Origin of the sequence: Ohtaekwangia koreensis (genome assembly GCF_900167975.1) — a bacterium.
GTDB lineage: Bacteria > Bacteroidota > Bacteroidia > Cytophagales > Cyclobacteriaceae > Ohtaekwangia > Ohtaekwangia koreensis.
The window spans coordinates 701,421-721,274 of the sequence record NZ_FUZU01000003.1 but is presented as its reverse complement, the minus strand read 5'-3'; the positions used below and the strand labels follow the sequence as shown (position 1 = coordinate 721,274).

The following is a 19,854-nucleotide window of genomic DNA, read 5'->3' as shown; positions in this document are numbered from 1 at the left end:
ATTTTAATTTTTTAAATTGTTTCTTTTATTTCTTCGTCCAATTCTTCGCAGCAAAATTTTTGATTCCTTAGTAAGTCTATTATTTTCAAAGCTATATTTTCTTCACTGTCAATACGCAAAATCTTGTCGCAGTCTTCAACATCGAAATTCCACTTCTCATTTGGAAGTATAGTATTAATATGCGGTTCGAGTTTCTTAACCTGATTTTTTGTTTTGACAGAAGTTTTGAAAACGTAAATCATTTTTTTGATAAAGTTGCCAATAGATCTTTCAGGTTTTCAAATGTCATAGCCATTCCTATTTTGAAGCCTTCAAGCAACATCTCCAATCGTTCGAGGGATTCATTATATATACTGATATATACTTTTGTTGCTCCGTTTTCCTCACTAAAATTAAAATTCCAATCAGAACCTGGCAGCTGAAGATTTTCATCTTTGTCCGAAAAGGCATTAAACATCTTGAAATTAGTTTTGGGACTAATGGAAGTATATCTCTGAACGGCCCAGCGCTCTTCTCCTTCAGGGCTTACCATAGCATAAAACCTACGACCTCCAACTTTGAAGTCCATGGATTTTGTTTTAGAGGTATAGGGTTTCGGTGCATACCATTGATCAAGAATTTCCGGTATTGTAAATGCATCCCATACCAGTGAAAGATCGGCATCAAACTCCATGGTTATAGATACCATCTTTGTTGATTTGTCTAGCGTAAAATCAAATGGTGAATTGTTTTTCATTTTTTTTGTTTTTTCATGGTTGATAATACTTGATCAAGTTGATTAAATCGGGTCTCCCAAATCTTCCGTAATTGGTTCAACCATTTATCAATCTCTTTCATTTTTTCAATTTCAAGTGAATAGTAAATTTCCCTTCCTTGTTGTTCTTGTTTTACGAGTTCGCATTCCGTGAGTATGCGCAGGTGCTTGGAAACTGCTTGTCGTGTAGTATTGAAGTTGTCAGCAATGGCGTTCGGTGTCATTGCCTGCAATGCAATTAAGGTTATGATTGCCCTCCGTGTCGGATCTGCAATCGCCTGAAAAATATCTCTTCTCATATGCGCTGTTGTTTAATTTGCAACTAATCAGTTGCAAATATATGCGCAACTAATCGGTTTCGCAAAATAAATTTTGAGATTTTTTTATCCTGAAGTTCTAATGGACTGGTGGGAGGGAAGTGCCATGTCTGAGGTACTGACATTTACGCATCCAAAAATATGCTCAGCTTAATGAGTTTGAATGTATGACTACTCTACTTGCTTTGTTGCTATACATGTATACCGGATAAAAAGTATAATCTTACTAGTCGTTTACGACTTATACTTGCCTTCGTAGACCTTTGGTGTCCTAATCTGCGATCTTTCGAACCCTTCCATGAGCGCGAGAACCCTTTACTTTCCAGCTAAATCAAGTGCTGGCTGTGCACACTTGCAAGCATCCTAGGAGATTCTAAAATGATTAACGACTTTCTTAACACTATGAACCTGCGAATACTAATACTTTTAACGTTTATCTCATTCACCGTTTACTCCCAGACAAAAACGGTTGTATCGCCCAATCAAAAAATAAAAATTGATTTAGTTAATTCGAAAACCGGTGATTACGGCGCCTGGTATTTTAAAGTATATTATTTGAATAACGGAAAAACGTCTGAGGTGTTTAACCGTATAGACGTGGGGTTGTTACGCGATGACCAGAATTTTTCAAACAACCTGGCCCTTCGTAAAACAGGCAAGCCTCAATTGGTAAAGGATGAATATACAGCTATACATGGTAAACGCTCCAAGCGCAACAACACAGCAACGGAGATAGTTTACTCCTTTGAGACACCTGCGAATGCTAAAATTAATATAGTCTTGCGCGCATACAATGATGGTTGTGCTTTTCGCTATGAATTTCCGGAGACGAAAGGCTCATTTGTGGTAAAAGATGAGTTCACTGCATATTCAATTCCAAAAAAGAATACACGCTGGATGGAGAGTTGGAATGCAGCAAATGAAAGAACCTATATTGAGATGAACGGTGATCAGGTACAAAGTCAGGAGTGGTGTTACCCTGCTTTGGTTCAGGCCGGTGATAGCTCTTGCTGGTTTCTGTTGCATGAAGCTGATGTAAATGGAGATTACTGTGGAACGAAGTTAAGTAACATTGCTGATGTAACGAAGTATAAGCTTACGTTTCCGAATCCGGATGACGGTAGAGGAACAGGGAAGTCAACGCCTGCAATCACGCTTCCCTGGAAATCTCCATGGCGAGTAATTATTATTGGTGGTCTTGGAGATATAGTAGAGTCAACATTGGTAGATGATGTATCAACGCCGTCTAAAATAGAGGACACAAGTTGGATAAAGCCTGGACTGGTTTCATGGAACTATTGGTCAAGTAATCACGGCACCAGAGATTATCAGGTGGTTTGTAAATTCGCAGACCTCGCTGCTGAAATGGGGTGGACGTATACTTTACTTGACTGGGAATGGGAAAAGATGAGCAACGGTGGTAATCTTAACGATGCGGTTAACTATATCCGCTCAAAGGGAGTGAAGCCATTACTCTGGTATAACTCAGGAGGGAACCATACGTGGGTTACAGAAACACCAGTGGATAGAATGGTCACGCATAAGAATAGGACAGCGGAATTTACAAAACTTCAAAAAATGGGAGTCGCTGGTATTAAGGTTGACTTTTTTGAAAGTGAGAAGCAGAACATGATTCAGTACTATCTTGATATTTTAGAAGATGCTGCAAAGTTTAAAATGCTGGTATATTTCCATGGATGTCTGGTTCCTAGAGGATGGGCACGTACCTATCCGAATCTCATGACGTATGAAGCTGTGAAGGGAGCTGAATGGTATAATAACATTCCGGATTTTACAATGGAAGCACCTCAGCACAATTCGGTGCTGCCATTCACAAGAAATGTTGTAGGCTCTATGGATTATACTCCGGTAACATTTACAAATTCACAACATCCACATGTTACGTCTTATGGGCACGAACTGGCGCTTAGCGTCTTGTTTGAATCTGCCCTCCAGCATATGGCGGACAGGCCAGAAGGATATACTCAATTGCCTGATGCACCCAAAAAATTTCTTAGTGAACTGCCAAATGCATGGGACGATACCAGGTTGCTGACGGGATACCCCGGAAGAGATGTGACCCTTGCACGAAGAAAAGGTGAGGACTGGTATATAGCATGTATTAACGCTGAGCTTAAGGAAAAGCGACAATCAATTCTTTTTGATTTCCTGCCCGAGGGTAAGCAATATATACTTATGCTTATATCTGATGGCGATCACGATAAGGTTTTAGCATCGAAGTATCTGGTAGTTGATAAAAGCAGTACAGTAGAAGTTAAGCTCCTTAGACGCGGAGGTTTTGCCGCTTCGTTAAAGCCAGTCCGATAAAAACAATGCTGTGTAAACGTCTCTCGCAGATATATACTTGTCGACAATGAATCCTTATGGGTTCATTGTATTTATATCCTTAAGGACATGATGGATATTTGATGCTATTTTCGTGTTTTGTTACTGGTTCCTGTTTCAACTAGCTTGCCTCACAATGTATACCTCAATTATTTCGATAAATTTGAGGATTAAATACATTGTATAGCGAAAGTCGGATGCATTGCTCCGTGATTAATGAATCATGAAAACGCCCTTAATTACTCCTGAAGGTTTAGAAAAATTAAAAGCTGAGTTGGATCACCTGTGGCGTGTTGAACGGCCCGAGACTACGCAAAAAGTAGCCTGGGCTGCAAGCCTTGGAGATCGTTCTGAGAATGCAGATTACCATTATAATAAAAAGCGCCTTCGCGAAATAGATCGGCGTGTGCTCTATTTACGCAAGTGTATTGATGACTTGAAAGTTGTTAACTATTCACCTTTCCAGGAAGGCAAAGTATTGTTTGGTGCATGGGTAGAAATTGAAAATGACAAGGGCGCAAAAAAACGCTTCCGTATAGTCGGGTATGATGAGATTTTTGATACCAAAGACTACATCTCGATAGACTCACCTATGGCACAGGCGCTGATGAAAAAAGAAGTGGGCGATAAAGCAGTAGTGAAAACAGATGCAGGTGAATTTATCTGGCATGTTACCAAAATTGAGTACGTGAAATAACTTTGGTTTGTGGAGATGCATCAACGTAAAAGTTGGGACTGCGCTTTCCACTACTACTGCTATAAAGTTTACTTCAATAAATTCACTGCTATACTTCATGGTTTCGCGATTAGCGTGTCCGTAAAATCTTTACGTTAGTGCTTTCGCTATCTTTTCGTTACATTCAAGTAGTAATGAAAGTATCACAACGTGCAATGAGCAATATCGAAAACCCGCGAAGGGGCTTCCTCAAATTTGGATTCGCGGGTATAACCGCCGCGCTTTCCCTGAGTTTATTTAAACATACATTCGCGAAGCCTCCCATCAAAAATGACAAAGCTATAGTAGTGCATGAAGAAGAAGGGAAACATATCATTATGGGACGCAGCAAGGCGCTAATGACTATAAAATTTTCAGCTGCAGATCATGGAATTGAAAGCACTTCATTTTGCACCGAGGATATAGTACCCGGGCGGAAGATGCCGGTTCATAAACATTTGTACAATGACGAGGTTATATTTATTCAAAGTGGAGCAGGGATATTAACCTTAGATGAAAAAACAATAGATGTAAAGACAGGAACAGTTGTATTTGTTCCCAGAGGAGTTTGGCACGGATTGGAAAATCCCGGAACAGAAAATATTCGCATGGTTTTCCAGTATACTCCGGCAGGGTTCGAAGAATACTTCGTGGAAAATGGTACAGCAGTGGGTGAGCCAATGAAAACAAGGACTAAAGAAGAATATGCAGCTACGGAAAAGAAGTATGGCATGGTATATAAAGTACCACGCTAATCACTTTTCTTTCGGACAAATCTCCCTTGCAGTTTCCCAGTGTAAACAAGTTCTCACCCTACCTACAATAGAGAATTACCTCACCACTTCACTAACTAAAATTACTGGAGCTACATTCGTGTAATTCGCGAAGTCAGCTCTTATAGCATCTCTATTCGGAGCGATTGCCGCCTGATATTCATCAAGGCTCTTTACATAGAATGTTCCGACCGCCATATAGGGTAATGGTTGGTTGGGAATACCGCTCGCGAGACCTTTCTCTATAGTATATTTAACCAGGTTTGATCCTAGAAAACCTGCGACCATCGGCATATGTTTAGTTTCATAATACTCCATATTGAAGGTCTTGCCTTCAGCGAAAGGGTACATGACGGATACTTTGATTAGTCCTTTTTCAGCAGCAGCCGAATTGGGGTTTTTAGATTTACGAGATTGCTTCTCTTGACCAAATGCAGTAAGACATACCGTCAGAAGTAAAAAAGATATGATGATGCTATATTTCATAGGCTGTTTTTTTTGTTCAATTTAAGGAAGTTAGTAATTGTTTCTGAACTACTGCGTACGATTTTACGACCGACAGTTCATAACCCGGGACAATGTGAACAAAGGAATACTCGAACGCTTTGAAACATTGCTCAATGATTTCTTCACGTCCGATAAACCACAGGAAGTTGGATTGCCATCTGTAGCTTACTGTGCAAGTGAATTAAATCTTTCTGCCAACTATTTTGGTGATCTTTTTAAAAAGGAAACTGGTAGATCAGCCAACGAGTATATTCATCTGAAACTTGTTGATATAGCGAAAGCGAAGATAATCGATGTAAATAAGTCAGTGAGTGAAATAGCCTATGAGTTGGGTTTTAAATATCCTCAGCATTTTACGCGAGTCTTTAAGCAGCACACAGGAGTGACTCCGTTGGAGTATAGAAGTTCGATGAGTTAAGCTCTGCGATCTAATACGTTCAGTGACTTTCAACAATCATTTCCCAATACAAAAAGATTTACGGTCCCATATTTCTTCACTTCACTTTCTGGAGAGGTTCCATATTTCTGAAACAGATAAAAATCATGATAGAAGTGTAACATTTGTCACCGACAATGGCAATTAATCAGGAGTACTTTTGTCATAAAATTATATTATGAAGACGTTAGTCGATGTCAAGCGGCAATCATTTTCGGAATTCCATTTTTTATGGGGGAGTTACTTAGGTGCAAGGCTTGCCACCTATATGCCCGACAAGATTCGGAAGAAAAGCATTGCCGGGTTGCTTGTTGTGATTGCATCGAAAATGTATTTCAACAATACACATTACAAAACTTTTAAAATAACTGACAGATACTTATGAAAGTTGAACAGATCTATACGGGCTGTCTTTCTCAAGGAGCTTATTATATAGAATGCGATGGGGAAGCTGCTGTGATTGACCCGTTGCGCGAGGTTGATCAATACATCCAGCTCGCTGGGGAAAGAAAGGCATCGATCAAATATATTTTTGAGACGCATTTTCATGCCGATTTTGTCTCCGGCCATGTTGACCTGTCTCGAAAAACCGGAGCTCCCATTGTATATGGACCAACGGAAATGGAAACCGGGTTCGATGCGCTTATTGCGCACGATCATCAGGTCTTCAATCTTGGCAGGGCAAAGATCAAAGCCATACATACACCCGGTCATACATTGGAGAGCACTTGCTATCTGTTGATAGACGAGTCTGGTAAGGAGAAGGCTCTCTTTACAGGTGATATACTCTTCATCGGAGATGTAGGAAGGCCAGACTTGGCGCAGCACGTCATTGCAGAGCTCACAGCGGTGAAGTTGGCGGGCATGCTCTATGATTCGCTGCGAAACAAGATCATGCCTCTAAGCGATGATCTCGTCATTTATCCGGCTCACGGTGCAGGATCTGCATGTGGTAAGAATTTGGGTAAGGAAAAGAGTGATACGTTGGGTAATCAGAAAAAGACGAACTATGCCTTACGAGGAAATCTATCAAAAGAAGAGTTCGTAAAAGAAATACTTGCAGGTTTAACTCCGCCACCAGCGTATTTCCCTAAAAATGTCTTAATGAATATCAAGGGCTATGAAAATGTTGACGAAGTGTTACAACGAGGAACAAAGGCATTGAATGTTCACCAATTCCAACGGCTTATTCACGAGAATCATGTACTGGTTGTTGATACGCGCGATCCTTCCATTTTTAAAAAAGGATTCATACCAGGATCCTGGAATATCGGGCTTGATGGAAGTTTTGCGGTTTGGGTTGGGACACTGATAAAAGACATCAAACAAAAAATTGTTATCGTATCCGATACAGGTCGGGAGAAAGAGTCTGTTACCAGATTAGCGCGCGTGGGTTACGATAATGCAGTCGGATATTTAGAGGGTGGTTTTGAAGCATGGCAAAACGGTGGATTTGAAATTAATTGTATCCCTTCTATATCCGTAGCAGATTTTGCTGTACTGCACAAGACGAGAGGTGTTAAAATTCTGGATGTTAGGAAAAAGAGCGAGTTTGATTCTGAACACATCATCGGAGCGATTAATACGCCATTGAATTACATTGAGGACGGTGCGAAGGTTATTGACAAAACAGAAACATACTATATATACTGCGCCGGTGGCTATCGTTCAATGATCTTTGCTTCGGTGATGAAATCGAACGGTTACGAGAACCTCATCGATATAGAAGGAGGGGTCACAGCTATAAAGGAGAGTAAACGTTTTGAGCTATCGGAATTCGTCTGTCCTACAACGATGCTATGATCTTACAAAAATCTACGGAGCGATTGTAAGTGGAATTTCGCGAGTGCTGCACAAGAAAATAAAACAACAAAAATTATATGTTCGATCAACTAAAGAAAATTTTCGGTGAGGGAAGTGATCAAGATTTGGCATCATTAGTTAAAGATGGTGCACAAGTAGTAGACGTGCGATCACGGGAGGAATTTGCTTCCGGTCATTTGACCGGTAGTATTAATATTCCATTGCCAGAGCTCAATAGGAACCTCAATAAACTAAGAAAAGATAAAACGGTTATCGTATGCTGCGCATCCGGAATGCGCAGTGCTTCAGCAAAAGGTATACTTCAATCACATGGATTTACTGCGCATAATGGAGGTGGCTGGAGGAGCCTCGAAGGAAAGGTTAAATGACTTGTTGAAAGTGTATACAGAGGAGAAACACAAAATATCTAAGTAAGTTAACAACACCAGTTCGCTGGTGTTGATTGACTTTTATAAAATTGGTGTGCTCTGCAACATGATGGAATCCTATGCTACGGAGGTCAAGCTTCCCTGGCGAAAGGACAAGTTGATTTTGTATAAGTACTTAAAATCTATATACCAGTTTTCTGGTGTAACCGCGATTGCCAATATGATTCTGGCGCATTAAGCATCGCTAACTCTTTTTATCGCTTTAAGTCCTTCGAACCAGATCACTGAAGTAAACCCCATGAGTAAGGAGATCGATAGCTGAAATATAGCAAGAGTTTCAAATTTGAAAAGGCGCATCAATGCCGGTATATATAGGAGCGACGCTGTCAGTATAATGGTGATTGCAATGACGATCAAAATTAGATTATTCTTATAGCGGATCGTACTGAAAATTGAATAGTAAAATGAACGGTTGACAAGTGTGAGAAACACGTTGGAAACAATAAGCGTCACAAAAGTCATAGTTCGGGTCGTGGCCTCATTGTAGTGATGCTGAACAGCATATTGATAAATTAAAAGTATACCTATAGTAATCACCAGACCCTGAATAATACTTATACTTAGCTCTTGAAGGCTAAAGAAAGTATTGGTAATGGGCCTGGGCTTTTGCTGCATGGCATTTTTTTCCAATGGCTCATTTTCGTAAATGATTGAGCAGGTCGGTCCCATGATCAACTCCAGGAAAATGATATGTACGGGAGAAAAAATAGTAGGATAGACCCACCCCAATGCTAAGGGTATAAACACCATGAGTATAATTGGAATATGAATGGAAATGATATATTGAATAGCTTTTTTTAAGTTGGTATATATTCTTCTTCCCATAGCAATGGCATCAACCATTTTGGCCAGATCATCATCGGAAATTATCAATGAGGAAACTTCTTTGGCAATTTCGGAACCTCTTTTTCCCATAGCAATACCAATGTGTGCCGCTTTCAATGCCGGGGCATCATTCACGCCATCGCCCGTCATGGCCACAATTTGGCCATTCGATTTAAGCGCATTTAATACTTTAAGTTTAGCATCAGGAAACATGCGCGAGAATATATTCACCTCCATTACCTTTTTAGAAAACGCCTCATCTGTAAGCTGTGTCAATTCTTCACCAGTCAATGTTTTATCGGTACCTCTGAAATGAATCTGGTTTGCAATGGTAGAGGTCGTTGCAGCATTGTCTCCTGTGATGATCTTTACCTGAATTCCTGCATTATAGAACGACTGAAATACTTCACCTATATTTTTCTTGGGAGGATCATAGAAGGCCACAAGACCCTTGAAAACAAATGGTAACTGTTGCTGAGTGGCAGGAAAATCTTTTCCGGTATAATCGGAAATTCCTACACCTAAAACACGGAATCCTTCGGACGTTAATGCTTGCAGGGCATCATTAACAACAACCTTATCTTCGTTCGAGAATGCGCACACTTTCATCAGTGCTTCCGGTGCTCCTTTAGCTGCGATAATCCTGTGTCCTGTGCCATTATCAAAAACGTGTGTCATCATAGGAGGGACCCCACTCAATGGGTATTCATGGACCATTTTATAGTGTAACCTTTCATCTGATCTAGTGGTTGTTCGATAGACATCATGCAATGCGATTTCCATAGCGTCAAAAGGAATGGGTTCGCTTGCCCACATGGCCCACGTTACTAATTCTCTCTCCGGGTCGCCAAAGTTTTCTAACGATGTAATCTGTCTGGTAGGCCAGGCTAGTACTTTTGCCAAGCTCATTTTATTTTCTGTAATCGTTCCGGTTTTATCGGTGCAGATTACGGTGGCGCTGCCCAGTGTTTCCACCGTTCCAGTATGCTTAACAATGACTCCCAACTTCATCAAACGCCAGGCACCTAAGGCCATAAAAGTTGAGAAGGCTACTGGTATCTCTTCGGGGAGTATACTCATTGCCAGCGTGAGTGCCTTGAGCAGACTTGCTAATACCTCACGGGATTGAGTAAAATTGATTCCCCATACTATAAAGAAAATGAGAGCACCTGCCAGAGCCATTTTTTTTACAAAGTTGCGTATCTGTTTTTGCAGCGGTGTCTCTTCTTCTTCAATCCATTCAAGGCTCTTCCCAATTCTGCCAAGTGCAGTATATATTCCAATCGCTTCTACCCGGCAGATAGCCAAACCTCCAACTATAGTTGTTCCCTGAAATACTTTATTGTTTTCTCCTTCTTTTGATTTACTCACCGGTAAAGATTCGCCGGTGAGTATAGATTCATTAACTGAAAAATCATTGGATTGAAGTATAATGCCATCGGCAGGCACAGACGTGCCTTCTTCAACGACCATATAGTCCCCTATAACAATTTCTTCTTTTTTAATTTTGATTCGTGCTCCATTACGAATTACCGTACACATAGGCTGTGTAAGCTCTTTGAGTGCAGAGAGCGCGCTGTGGCTCCTCGATTCCTGATATAAAGATATACCGGTGATGAAGACGATGGAAATGATCATAAATATACCATTGCCAATTTCCCCGTTAACGAAATATATAACAGCGGCCACCAACAATAGTATAAACATGGGATCCAGGAGTATACTTTTTAGTTTCTTGAGTAATGGGTTTCCCCTTTTGATCACTTCATTGCGCCCATATTGAGCACGTGCTTGAAGTACCTGCTCTGAGGTGAGGCCTTGTGTTGCGTATTCTGTTGTGGCGGATTCCATTAATACATCTCATTCTGGTTTGTTTTTTAACAGACCGATCAAATTACCCGCACCTGATAGAACAACATCGGTTGTTCTATCGATCCTGTTTCCGAAGGCTACAGAGGTAAATTGGCCGACACTATTTCCTGTCGCAATGGGAATAGCTTTGAACTGCCGACTTCCGGAAGATACAAAAATATAATCTTGTCCCTGAAAATTAACGATAGCTTCATTCGGCACTACGTCTGTTTCGTATACCGCAGTATCGATGCTTGCCGTAATAAACATTCCCGGGAGCAAGCCTGTATCTTGTTTATTTAAATGACAATGAACACCAATAGTTCGATCTCCATTGATTTCTTTTCCAATGAGGTACACTTCAGCCATATACTTTGCATGTGTATTGGTTGTCTGAAAAGTTACCTTTTGTCCTACTGCTATTTTATTGATATCTTTTTCATATACCTGCAACTCAGCATGGATGTGATCGAGATTTACAATTTTGGATAGTGCGTCTGTTGCGTTTATAAATTGGCCAACATTAGCATTTACCTGAGAAACAAATCCATCCATGGGAGCGTAAAGATTAATGGTAGATTTAATTCTTCCTGCTCTGACAGATGAAGGATCTATATTAATCATAATCAGCTTTGCTTCAAGGCCCTCAAGAACAGCTTTGCAGCTTTCAAATATAGACTTGGATTGTTGGAGCGACTTCACAGCATTCACATTTTCGCGCGCAAGTTCTGCCTGACGGTTATACTCTGCCTCCAGGAATTGTAGCTTGCTATAATTGTCGAGATAGTCTTGTTGTAATTGTATATACTCTTGATTTTCCAAAGTTACCAATATACTTCCTTTATGGATTTTCATTCCGGGTAGGAGTGCTGTTGATCGTACAAAGCCTCCCATCGGGGCTGCAATGGTTACCATGTCGTATGGCGGTAGATCGAGCTTTCCGTTGACCCGAAGCGATGACCCGATGGCCTTCCTGCTAATTTTACCCAATGTGATGTTTGCCGCATTGTATTGGGCTGGGGTGAGCCTGACAAAGTCCATTGAATCAGACATTGTAGTAACTTCCTGTTTCTCTTTAGTAATGCTATCACGGCACCCTGTAAGTGATACCATGCATACTATAGCCATAATTATATTTTTCATTTTGTTAATTGCCATTTAAGAATTCAATGATGATGATACTTTGATTGTATTGTTGGAAAGCAAGAAGATATCCTTCTGCCACGCTGAGCGCCTGTCGTAAATTCATGATGTGATTTGCATAACTCAGCTCTCCGCTTTGATACGCTTTGTTACTTTGACTAGTTAAATGAGCTGCCGTAGGAAGCGCAGACTCTTTGTAGTAGTTTACACTAGCCTTGTTTTTATACAATTCCTGAATAGCTTCATTATATTGCTGTGCAAGAGTCAAATGGAAAGCATCGCTTTGCTTCTGAGCTGCATCTGTTGCCAGGCTGGCTGCCTTTATTTTTGCCGAATGCGATACCATGTATAATGGAACAGATATACCTACCTGGAAACCATAAAAGCGTTTGCCTGATCCGAAAAATTCATCCCGGCCATTTATATTTTGCGATCCAATCAGAGTCTGACTAAAATATCCGACACGCAAATCCGGCAGCATGCGAGAGACTTCCTCTTTTTGCCTGCGTCTTGATACTTCCACTTGTTGTAAAGCAAATGCAAGGGAAGGGCTTTCAGAAAGAGCGGACGTATTGATTTCATCCGGAGCTACCAATGTCTCCAGGTATCCTTCAACATCCCTGATGGGCGAGAACTGGCATAACATCTCAAGACGATTCAGTGTGGTATTTACATCGGATTGATTCCTGGCAACTAAATTTTTAATCTCAAGCAGTTGTGTGTCACCGGCAGTTTTTGCCAACAACGTTCCTTCTCCTGTTGTGTAGAGTAGCGTATTGATGTTTGCCAGATCCGTGAGCAGACTGTCGTGCCGAAGGAGTGTGCGTTGTCGCGCTTTCAGATATAGCAGCTGATTGAACGTCTGCTTTATCTCGAGGATCAATTCATTGCGCACCACAGCTTCTTTAAACTTAGCTGAAGTAATTAATGCTTTATTCAGTGCGCGTTGAGCATAAAAAAAAGAGGGGAAAGGAATGCCTTGCGATACTGCTATATGGTTGTCATTCTTCCGAATGCTGTTATACTGGCCAGAAGTCAGCATTACTTCCGTCTTGGGTATATCAATACAGGCTTTTCTTAAAGTATATTGTCTTGAAGTTTCAAGGGCAGCAGCCTGTATGGTTGGATTTCTTTCCAAGGCGAGTTTGATTGCCTTATCCATCGAAAGGATTGTCTCTTGTGCAGTTATGGGGAAAACCACACACAGTGTTATAAATATTAGCATGAGGTATTTCATAACGATTTTTGAGTTGAATCAAGGTATATTTTATTAAGTCTTGTCTTTCCGGTACTATCTTTTTCGATAAGTGCAGAACGGGGAACACGAAACACAGGTCTGATTTTTCCAATAAAGGTTGGATTACCTTGAAACGTCTTTTTGAGTTTACGCAGTGTAAGCGGATACACCTGGTCATGTATACTTTTGCTAAAGAAGTAGTTCTCCGCTGGTCCGCCTTTTCGATGGTATATTTTCCTGGAGTATAAAACAATACCAGTAGTATCAATTATTTTGTAGTAACCATAGAACGAAAGAATCCCTTTTTTACCAAAGGCTCTGTACCGGTTGGTATTATTCGTATAGCCGTATACACTTTCGTAATTAAAGAGCTCGATTCCCTCCATCGAATGAATAACGATGTCAGCATTTGGTTTCAATCTGACGGCTTCAGAATCAACGGTAGTAAAAATTCTGGAAGGAATATTATGAACGAACTCATGCTCGGTTTTAAAAATATATACTTTGCCAGGTTGCGCCTGCACCTGTGTGCCGATACTTGCTGCACCGAGGCTCGCAAGGAAAAGTATTTTTGATTTTGAAATAAGCAGAGAGAATTGCTCTGTAACCAGGTATAGTACAGGTAAAACAATCAGGGTAAGTAATGTCGCACTGAAGAGTCCACCGATCACAACGGTAGCCAGCGGTTTTTGTACTTCTGCTCCGTTGCCATGCGATAGAGCCATCGGTAAAAATCCCAAGGAAGCTACTGTGGCCGTCATGATGACGGGACGAAGACGAGTTGCTGTTCCTTTTAGTATGATCGCTGTCAGGTCACCAACTCCATCACTTCGTAAACGGTTAAATTCGGCAATGAGTACAATGCCATTTAGAACAGCCACACCAAAAAGTGCAATAAAGCCTATTCCCGCTGAAATGCTGAAGGGCATGTCACGCAACCATAACGCAAATATACCTCCTATAGCAGACAACGGAATGGCGGTGTAAATCAGTAGCCCCTGCTTGATTGAACCAAAGGCAAAATACAGAAGTATGAAGATAAGGATGAGTGAGACGGGAACGGCTACTGCCAGGCGTGCTCTTGCTTCTTTCAGGTTCTCGAAGGTTCCTCCATAGGTCACAGTATATCCAGGTTGTAATTTAATATGAGCATCAATCTGCGTCTGTAGTTCTTCCACTATACTTTCAACATCGCGACCAACGGTATTAAAGCCAACTACAATTCTTCGTCTTGTATTATCGCGTTGGATTTGATTCGGCCCAACCTCAAGCCCAACATCCGCTACTTGCGATAGCGGAATCTGCATGCCGTTCGAGGTAGTAATGGAAAGATTACGAATATCTTCAATGGACTGCCGCTCTTTCTGATCCAGGCGCACAACCATATCAAATCGTTTTTCCCCTTCAAATAATGACCCGGCACTTTGCCCGGCCATCGACATATTGATTACTTCATTGACCTGCTGTACACGAAGGTTGAAGCGGGCGAGCTCATCGAATTTTATACGAATAATAATCTGAGGGAGGCCAGTAATGTTTTCAATAAAAAGACTTTCTGTACCATTGATTGTGTTTACCAACTTGCCTACCTGTGATGCATAGGCTGTGAGTTGATCCAAATCTTCACCGTATATTTTTACCACAACATCCTGGCGAGCACCTGTCATCAATTCGTTAAAACGCATTTGGATGGGATGTTGAAAACTAAACCATACGCCAGGTACATTTTCACTTAGTACATGCTGCATTTTTTGGATGATCTCATCCTTGGTTCGCGCACTTACCCAAGCAGACTTATCTTTCATGACAACCATCATATCAGCCGCTTCGATGGGCATTGGGTCAGTAGGGATTTCGGCTGATCCGATTTTGGCAATCACTTTTTCTACCTCCGGAAAATTCTTTAACAATACCTCTTCTCCTTGAAGTGTAGCTTGTGTAGTAGAGGATAGGTTACTTCCTGTAAACAGACGAGTATCTACAGCGAAGTCGCCTTCGTCAAGTTCAGGAAGAAACTCACCACCCAGCCTTGAGAAAATAATTATACTGACTATTAGCAATACGGCAGAAATACTTAGAACTATTGTCTTTTTATGCAACGCCCAGACCAACGCCGGAGAATATATACTTTGCAAAAAATGCATGATGCGATCGGACATGTTCTTTTTATAAACACGATGCTTGCTTAAAAACAACGCAGAGGCTACCGGCACATACGTTATCGACAATATGAATGCACCAATGATTGCAAAGATGACCGTCTGTGCCATTGGCCTGAACATCTTTCCTTCTATGCCCGTCAGCGAAAGAATAGGAAGATATACGATCAGGATAATGATTTGTCCGAATGCTGCAGCACTCATCATTTTGCGCGCAGAAGATCCAACCTGTTCGTCCATTTGTTGCTGTGTAAGTTTGTAGGTGTGTGGGTTGGTGGCAGTCATTATGTAATGAAGCGTTGCTTCAACAATGATGACAGCACCGTCTACAATCAGCCCAAAATCGATCGCCCCAAGGCTCATGAGATTACCGGATACGCCGAATAGGTTCATCATGATGATGGCGAAAAGCATGGCCAGTGGAATGACTGAAGCCACCACCAAACCTGCGCGCAGATTCCCGAGTAAAAGAACCAAAACAAAAATGACTATCAGTGCACCCTCGGCAAGGTTTCGGGTTACGGTCTCGATGGCGTTGTTAACAAGTTTGGTCCTATCCAGAAACGGCTCAATCATTATACCCTCTGGCAAAGTCTTCTGAATGCTGGCAATCCGTTCTTTTACATCTCTTATAACCTCGGACGAGTTGGCGCCCTTTAGCATCATCACCACCGCACCAACGGTTTCACTTTTCCCGTTTTGTGTCATGGCCCCGAAGCGTATAGCTTTGCCTAATTTAACTGAAGCTACATCGCGGATGAGCAAAGGCAACCCGGTAGGGGAACATCGGATAACGATATTACCGATGTCATCAATGGATTTTACCAAGCCTTCACTACGAATGAAATAAGCACTGATATTTTTTTCTATATACGCACCCCCTGTGTTCTGATTATTCATTTCCAGTGCCGCGAAAACTTCGGTGATCGAAAGGTTCAGACTCTTTAATTTCTCCGCAGAAAGAACAATTTCATATTGCTTCAGGTGGCCCCCAAAACTGCTCACATCTGCTACACCTTTAGTCCCTAGCAATTGTCTTCGGATAATCCAATCCTGGATGGTACGCAGCTCCATCAAGGAATATTTACGCTCATAGCCAGGCTTTACTTTAATGATATATTGATAGATCTCACCAAGACCTGTGGTCATGGGCGCCAATTCAGGCGTTCCTGTGCCTGTTGGAATTTGTTTCCTGGCTTCAGTGAGTCTTTCGCTCACCTGTTGTCGCCCCCAGTATATATCCGTCTCATCAGAGAATACAATCGTGACAACGGATAATCCAAATCTGGAAAACGATCGAACCTCTTGTATACCCGGTATAGTAGCCATGGTTTGCTCGATCGGAAATGTAACCAGTCGCTCTATATCTAAGGCGGACTGTGATGGAGCAATCGTTAACACTTGCACCTGATTGTTGGTAATGTCGGGTACAGCATCAATGGGAAGCTGGGTAACTGAATAACTTCCCCAACCGATGAGCGCCAGTATAAATAAGCCTACAACAAGCTTGTGGTGTATTGAAAATTGAATGATGGAATGGAGCATAATGCTTAATAATTTGAATACCTCATTAATTAAGAACTATAGGCAAAGCCTGGCGACTAAACACAAACTGAATTGTCAAAGACAAGGATCTGTGTGAAGCAGCATCGATTAGCTTCTGTTAATAAAATAGTTACCAGAAAATACAAGGACGTTCAGGAAGACTTTGCCTGACCAGCGATGGTCAAACTATATCTTTAGGCTTTGGGAGGCTGCCAGATTAAAAGATGAAAGGAGGAAGAAGTAAATTGGGGCGAAAAGGTAAATGAGACCGTTTCCTCTTGAAATAATATATGGTGAAGCACAGCAGAATTATCTGCAGGCAACGCAAGAAATATATATACAGTACAACAAATTCGTTTGAAGGGCAACTGCTGATCGCGGTTAAAGTCTGCATCCTTTATATCTCCACTAAAATAATGAAGAACAATAAAATCGACTAGACCTATATTTCGGTCGTTTTGCCTGTGCTCCAAGTAATGCGCTACAAATACAGGGAGCTTAAATATTTGTTTTAATTCTGTATTGGCTGACAGATAAAGAAATAAGAAGACGATAGCAGTAATCTTTCTCATGTTAATTGTACGAATAAACAACATCATTCTGGATAGATTCTGAATTTGTAATGATTTGACTAAATAAATACAGTATATATCGTTTAGTATGCCGACGTTTGCTTTCAATGAAGCAATGTTTATTTCGTTACAGCCGTTTTTGTAACTTACGAATGGATGCCCGAAGCCAAGGTGTTTTTTCGTATCCCAGCTGGGTGAGTACCTCGCCGAGCGAACCCTTTAATGATGGATGCAGTAGAGATAATTGATGAAGACCTTGCAGAGCATTTATACGCACAATCTTCCCTTCGTTTGGGTTCATTGCCCAGTAATATAATTTATGCCAGACAACAGTGAGTTCGGAATTTGATAATTCTAATCGTGGCAGTAATTGTGCAATATGCCACTTCAGTTCCACATGATCGGAGGTCTGCATTAGGCTAAGCAGATGTGCTTTGTGCGATTGTATATACTCTTTATGCTGGCGTGTGATTTTTTCGATAGCTTCAGCAGCGCGCATAACCAAAGCACGTTCATGATGAAATAAAAATGCAAACAGCTCATTGAATGCTGCTTGATCTTTTATCCGCTTGATTACTTCCTGGTTGCGCTGGTTGGTGCGAATATCTCTGCCGATCAATAGATGACTCAACTCAGAATTCATACTCTTACATTTGAAACAGGTGCGTTGCAAAATATTTACTTTGCTATATATTTCGCACTGATAAAAACCGTTCCTGTTACCTGATTTTGATCATCTTTACATAAAGTAACGATGCACCTTGCAAAGGTATATAATATGAATGTACCGATGTTTTCTTGACGAGCTTGCTGCTATTTGCCCATACACATTATTTTGTAGTGTTGTTTAGAGGGGTTCTGAAGAATAATTTCCTTTCAGGTCCGGCATACTTCATTTAGTACATAAAACAGCACCTCTTGTTTGGAGAATGTCCTTCAGATAATAGTAATATATATATATGAAGTTAACCCAGGTAGTGCCTTAATGATTTACTTTTGGATGTTTGCTGCAGTCGCTTAATTCCCTTTTCTTTTATTTGTCGTACGCGTTCACGCGTGAGGCTATATTTAAATCCGATTTCATCTAGCGTCATGGCAGATTGTCCATTGAGTCCATAGTAGAGTGATATCACATTTGCTTCTCGTTCGGTAAGAATGGACAGACTTCGCTGTATATCCATACACAGCGAATTTCCAATAAGCTTTGAATCCGGAGTGTCATGCGATTCATCAAACAGTGTATCCAGCAATCCATTTTCCTCTCCCTGTACAAAGGGTGCATCGAGTGATATTTGACGACTTCCCATACGCGCAGTCTCCAATACTTCTTCAATTGCTATTTCCATAACTTCAGCAAGTTCATCTGCCGATGGTTCACGCTGAAATTTTTGCTCGAGTGAGGAGAAGGTTCGATTGAGTTTGTTCAGATTTCCTATTCTGTTTAACGGAAGGCGAACAACCCTTGACTGTTCGGCAAGGGCTTGCATAATGGACTGGCGTATCCACCATACTCCATAGGAAATAAATTTAAACCCGCGTGTTTCATCAAAACGCATCGCGGCTTTTACAAGTCCTACATTGCCTTCATTAATTAAATCATTTAGACTAAGACCATTGTTTTGATATTGTTTGGCAACCGATACAACAAACCGTAGATTGGCATTTACCATTTTTTCAAGAGCTGCCTGGTCGCCTTCACGAATACGTTTTGCCAGGTTGACCTCTTCATCGGATGTGATGAGGCCGATTTTTCCGATCTCCTGTAAATACTTGTCCAACGATTGACTTTCACGGTTGGTAATTTGTTTAATAATTTTGAGTTGTCTCATTACGGGTTTACGGATTTTATAGACACTGTATACTTAATGCTCTACAGATAGAGGGATCTATCAGTCTTGAGGTTTCTGGATTTTTCTCAATACCATAATCGCTACGGTTATGTTTTTTTCTTCTCTGTTGGAATCCACCTCTTTTAAAACCCTTGCGAGGTTTTTATTCATACCGATTATAAATCGGAAAATAATGTCAGCAGGTATTCCCTTTGCTCTCAAATGGTATATAGTATGGCAGATGATAATCTCAATTTCTCTTTCATTGGTAGCCGATTTAATCTGGTGGAGGAGTGTCTGTTTTAAATGTAACATGAGAGTTACTTATATGGTGTATGGAGAAAACAACAATACACCATAATATGTTTTTTGCAGTGCCGATTCAATGTTATGGATACATTAATAATTGCTTTGTTTTAGCCTATTTGGTCTTGTTTGCGATTTTCAGGCATTAAGCTTCCATTCAAAAAAATAATGTTGATATATATTGCAACAAGATAGATACGATTTGATTATCGTATAATGATAAAGATCAACGCCTCCATTGATATAAGTCAATGGAGACATTGACTTATAAAAATTAAATTGGGCGA

At 40.9% G+C, this 19,854-nt stretch carries 17 protein-coding genes and 1 pseudogene; 7 read left to right on the top strand and 11 right to left on the bottom strand.

The genetic code is table 11. From position 1 onward, the window contains the following. Positions 1-11: 11 nt before the first annotated feature. From B5Y40_RS22200 to B5Y40_RS22190, 3 genes are read right to left on the bottom strand one after another with little or no spacing between them, the layout of a single operon-like run. Positions 12-242, bottom strand: coding sequence for a hypothetical protein (locus tag B5Y40_RS22200; protein WP_079689028.1), 231 nt, complete (start codon positions 240-242; stop codon positions 12-14). After that, positions 239-736: an SRPBCC family protein gene (locus B5Y40_RS22195; protein ID WP_079689027.1), complete on the bottom strand. Its 498-nt coding sequence runs from the start codon at positions 734-736 to the stop codon at positions 239-241. The genes B5Y40_RS22200 and B5Y40_RS22195 overlap by 4 nt, the downstream gene beginning before the upstream one ends. After that, complete coding sequence (locus B5Y40_RS22190; protein ID WP_079689026.1) at positions 733-1,053, bottom strand: ArsR/SmtB family transcription factor; 321 nt, start codon at positions 1,051-1,053, stop codon at positions 733-735. The genes B5Y40_RS22195 and B5Y40_RS22190 overlap by 4 nt, the downstream gene beginning before the upstream one ends. Positions 1,054-1,449: 396 nt before the next feature. On the opposite strand from B5Y40_RS22190, the gene B5Y40_RS22185 reads away from it, so the two are divergent. From B5Y40_RS22185 to B5Y40_RS22175, 3 genes are all read left to right on the top strand, one after another. Next, on the top strand, positions 1,450-3,399 hold the full coding sequence (locus B5Y40_RS22185; protein WP_317043569.1) for a glycoside hydrolase family 97 protein: 1,950 nt from the start codon (positions 1,450-1,452) through the stop codon (positions 3,397-3,399). A gap of 241 nt (positions 3,400-3,640) precedes the next feature. Beyond that, positions 3,641-4,114: a transcription elongation factor GreB gene (gene greB / locus B5Y40_RS22180; RefSeq protein WP_079689024.1), complete on the top strand. Its 474-nt coding sequence runs from the start codon at positions 3,641-3,643 to the stop codon at positions 4,112-4,114. A gap of 194 nt (positions 4,115-4,308) precedes the next feature. Continuing rightward, a complete protein-coding gene (locus B5Y40_RS22175; protein WP_159453781.1) occupies positions 4,309-4,887 on the top strand; it encodes a cupin domain-containing protein in 579 nt (192 codons plus the stop codon). 75 nt (positions 4,888-4,962) lie between these two features. On the opposite strand, the gene B5Y40_RS22170 is transcribed toward B5Y40_RS22175, so the two are convergent. Continuing rightward, complete coding sequence (locus tag B5Y40_RS22170; RefSeq protein WP_079689022.1) at positions 4,963-5,391, bottom strand: EthD family reductase; 429 nt, start codon at positions 5,389-5,391, stop codon at positions 4,963-4,965. Positions 5,392-5,428: 37 nt separating this feature from the next. Here B5Y40_RS22170 and B5Y40_RS22165 point away from each other — a divergent pair. From B5Y40_RS22165 to B5Y40_RS22150, 4 genes and pseudogenes are all read left to right on the top strand, one after another. Beyond that, positions 5,429-5,830 (top strand): annotated as a pseudogene (locus B5Y40_RS22165) (helix-turn-helix domain-containing protein); the annotation flags it as partial. Positions 5,831-6,026: 196 nt separating this feature from the next. Next, positions 6,027-6,233 carry a hypothetical protein gene (locus B5Y40_RS29850; RefSeq protein ID WP_079689020.1) on the top strand — a complete coding sequence of 69 codons (207 nt, stop codon included), beginning with the start codon at positions 6,027-6,029 and terminating at the stop codon, positions 6,231-6,233. Then, positions 6,230-7,651 (top strand): MBL fold metallo-hydrolase, encoded by a 1,422-nt coding sequence (locus tag B5Y40_RS22155; protein ID WP_079689019.1) that lies wholly within the window; start codon positions 6,230-6,232, stop codon positions 7,649-7,651. The genes B5Y40_RS29850 and B5Y40_RS22155 overlap by 4 nt, the downstream gene beginning before the upstream one ends. A 77-nt stretch (positions 7,652-7,728) precedes the next feature. Further along, positions 7,729-8,040, top strand: coding sequence for a rhodanese-like domain-containing protein (locus B5Y40_RS22150; protein WP_079689018.1), 312 nt, complete (start codon positions 7,729-7,731; stop codon positions 8,038-8,040). A gap of 234 nt (positions 8,041-8,274) precedes the next feature. Here B5Y40_RS22150 and B5Y40_RS22145 read toward each other — a convergent pair whose 3' ends face one another. From B5Y40_RS22145 to B5Y40_RS22115, 7 genes are all read right to left on the bottom strand, one after another. Beyond that, positions 8,275-10,776, bottom strand: coding sequence for a cation-translocating P-type ATPase (locus B5Y40_RS22145; RefSeq protein ID WP_079689017.1), 2,502 nt, complete (start codon positions 10,774-10,776; stop codon positions 8,275-8,277). A gap of 9 nt (positions 10,777-10,785) precedes the next feature. After that, on the bottom strand, positions 10,786-11,919 hold the full coding sequence (locus B5Y40_RS22140; RefSeq protein WP_159453780.1) for an efflux RND transporter periplasmic adaptor subunit: 1,134 nt from the start codon (positions 11,917-11,919) through the stop codon (positions 10,786-10,788). Between the two features lie 4 nt (positions 11,920-11,923). Further along, complete coding sequence (locus B5Y40_RS22135; protein WP_159453779.1) at positions 11,924-13,120, bottom strand: TolC family protein; 1,197 nt, start codon at positions 13,118-13,120, stop codon at positions 11,924-11,926. A gap of 32 nt (positions 13,121-13,152) precedes the next feature. Further along, entirely contained in the window at positions 13,153-16,860 is a 3,708-nt protein-coding gene (locus tag B5Y40_RS22130; protein ID WP_079689014.1) for an efflux RND transporter permease subunit, read from the bottom strand. A 194-nt stretch (positions 16,861-17,054) separates the two neighbouring features. Beyond that, positions 17,055-17,432: a hypothetical protein gene (locus B5Y40_RS22125; RefSeq protein ID WP_143785882.1), complete on the bottom strand. Its 378-nt coding sequence runs from the start codon at positions 17,430-17,432 to the stop codon at positions 17,055-17,057. 127 nt (positions 17,433-17,559) lie between these two features. Then, on the bottom strand, positions 17,560-18,075 hold the full coding sequence (locus B5Y40_RS22120; protein ID WP_079689012.1) for a hypothetical protein: 516 nt from the start codon (positions 18,073-18,075) through the stop codon (positions 17,560-17,562). A 322-nt stretch (positions 18,076-18,397) separates the two neighbouring features. Beyond that, positions 18,398-19,261, bottom strand: a complete 864-nt coding sequence (locus tag B5Y40_RS22115) for a sigma-70 family RNA polymerase sigma factor (protein WP_079689011.1) — start codon at positions 19,259-19,261, stop codon at positions 18,398-18,400. Positions 19,262-19,854: the final 593 nt, after the last annotated feature.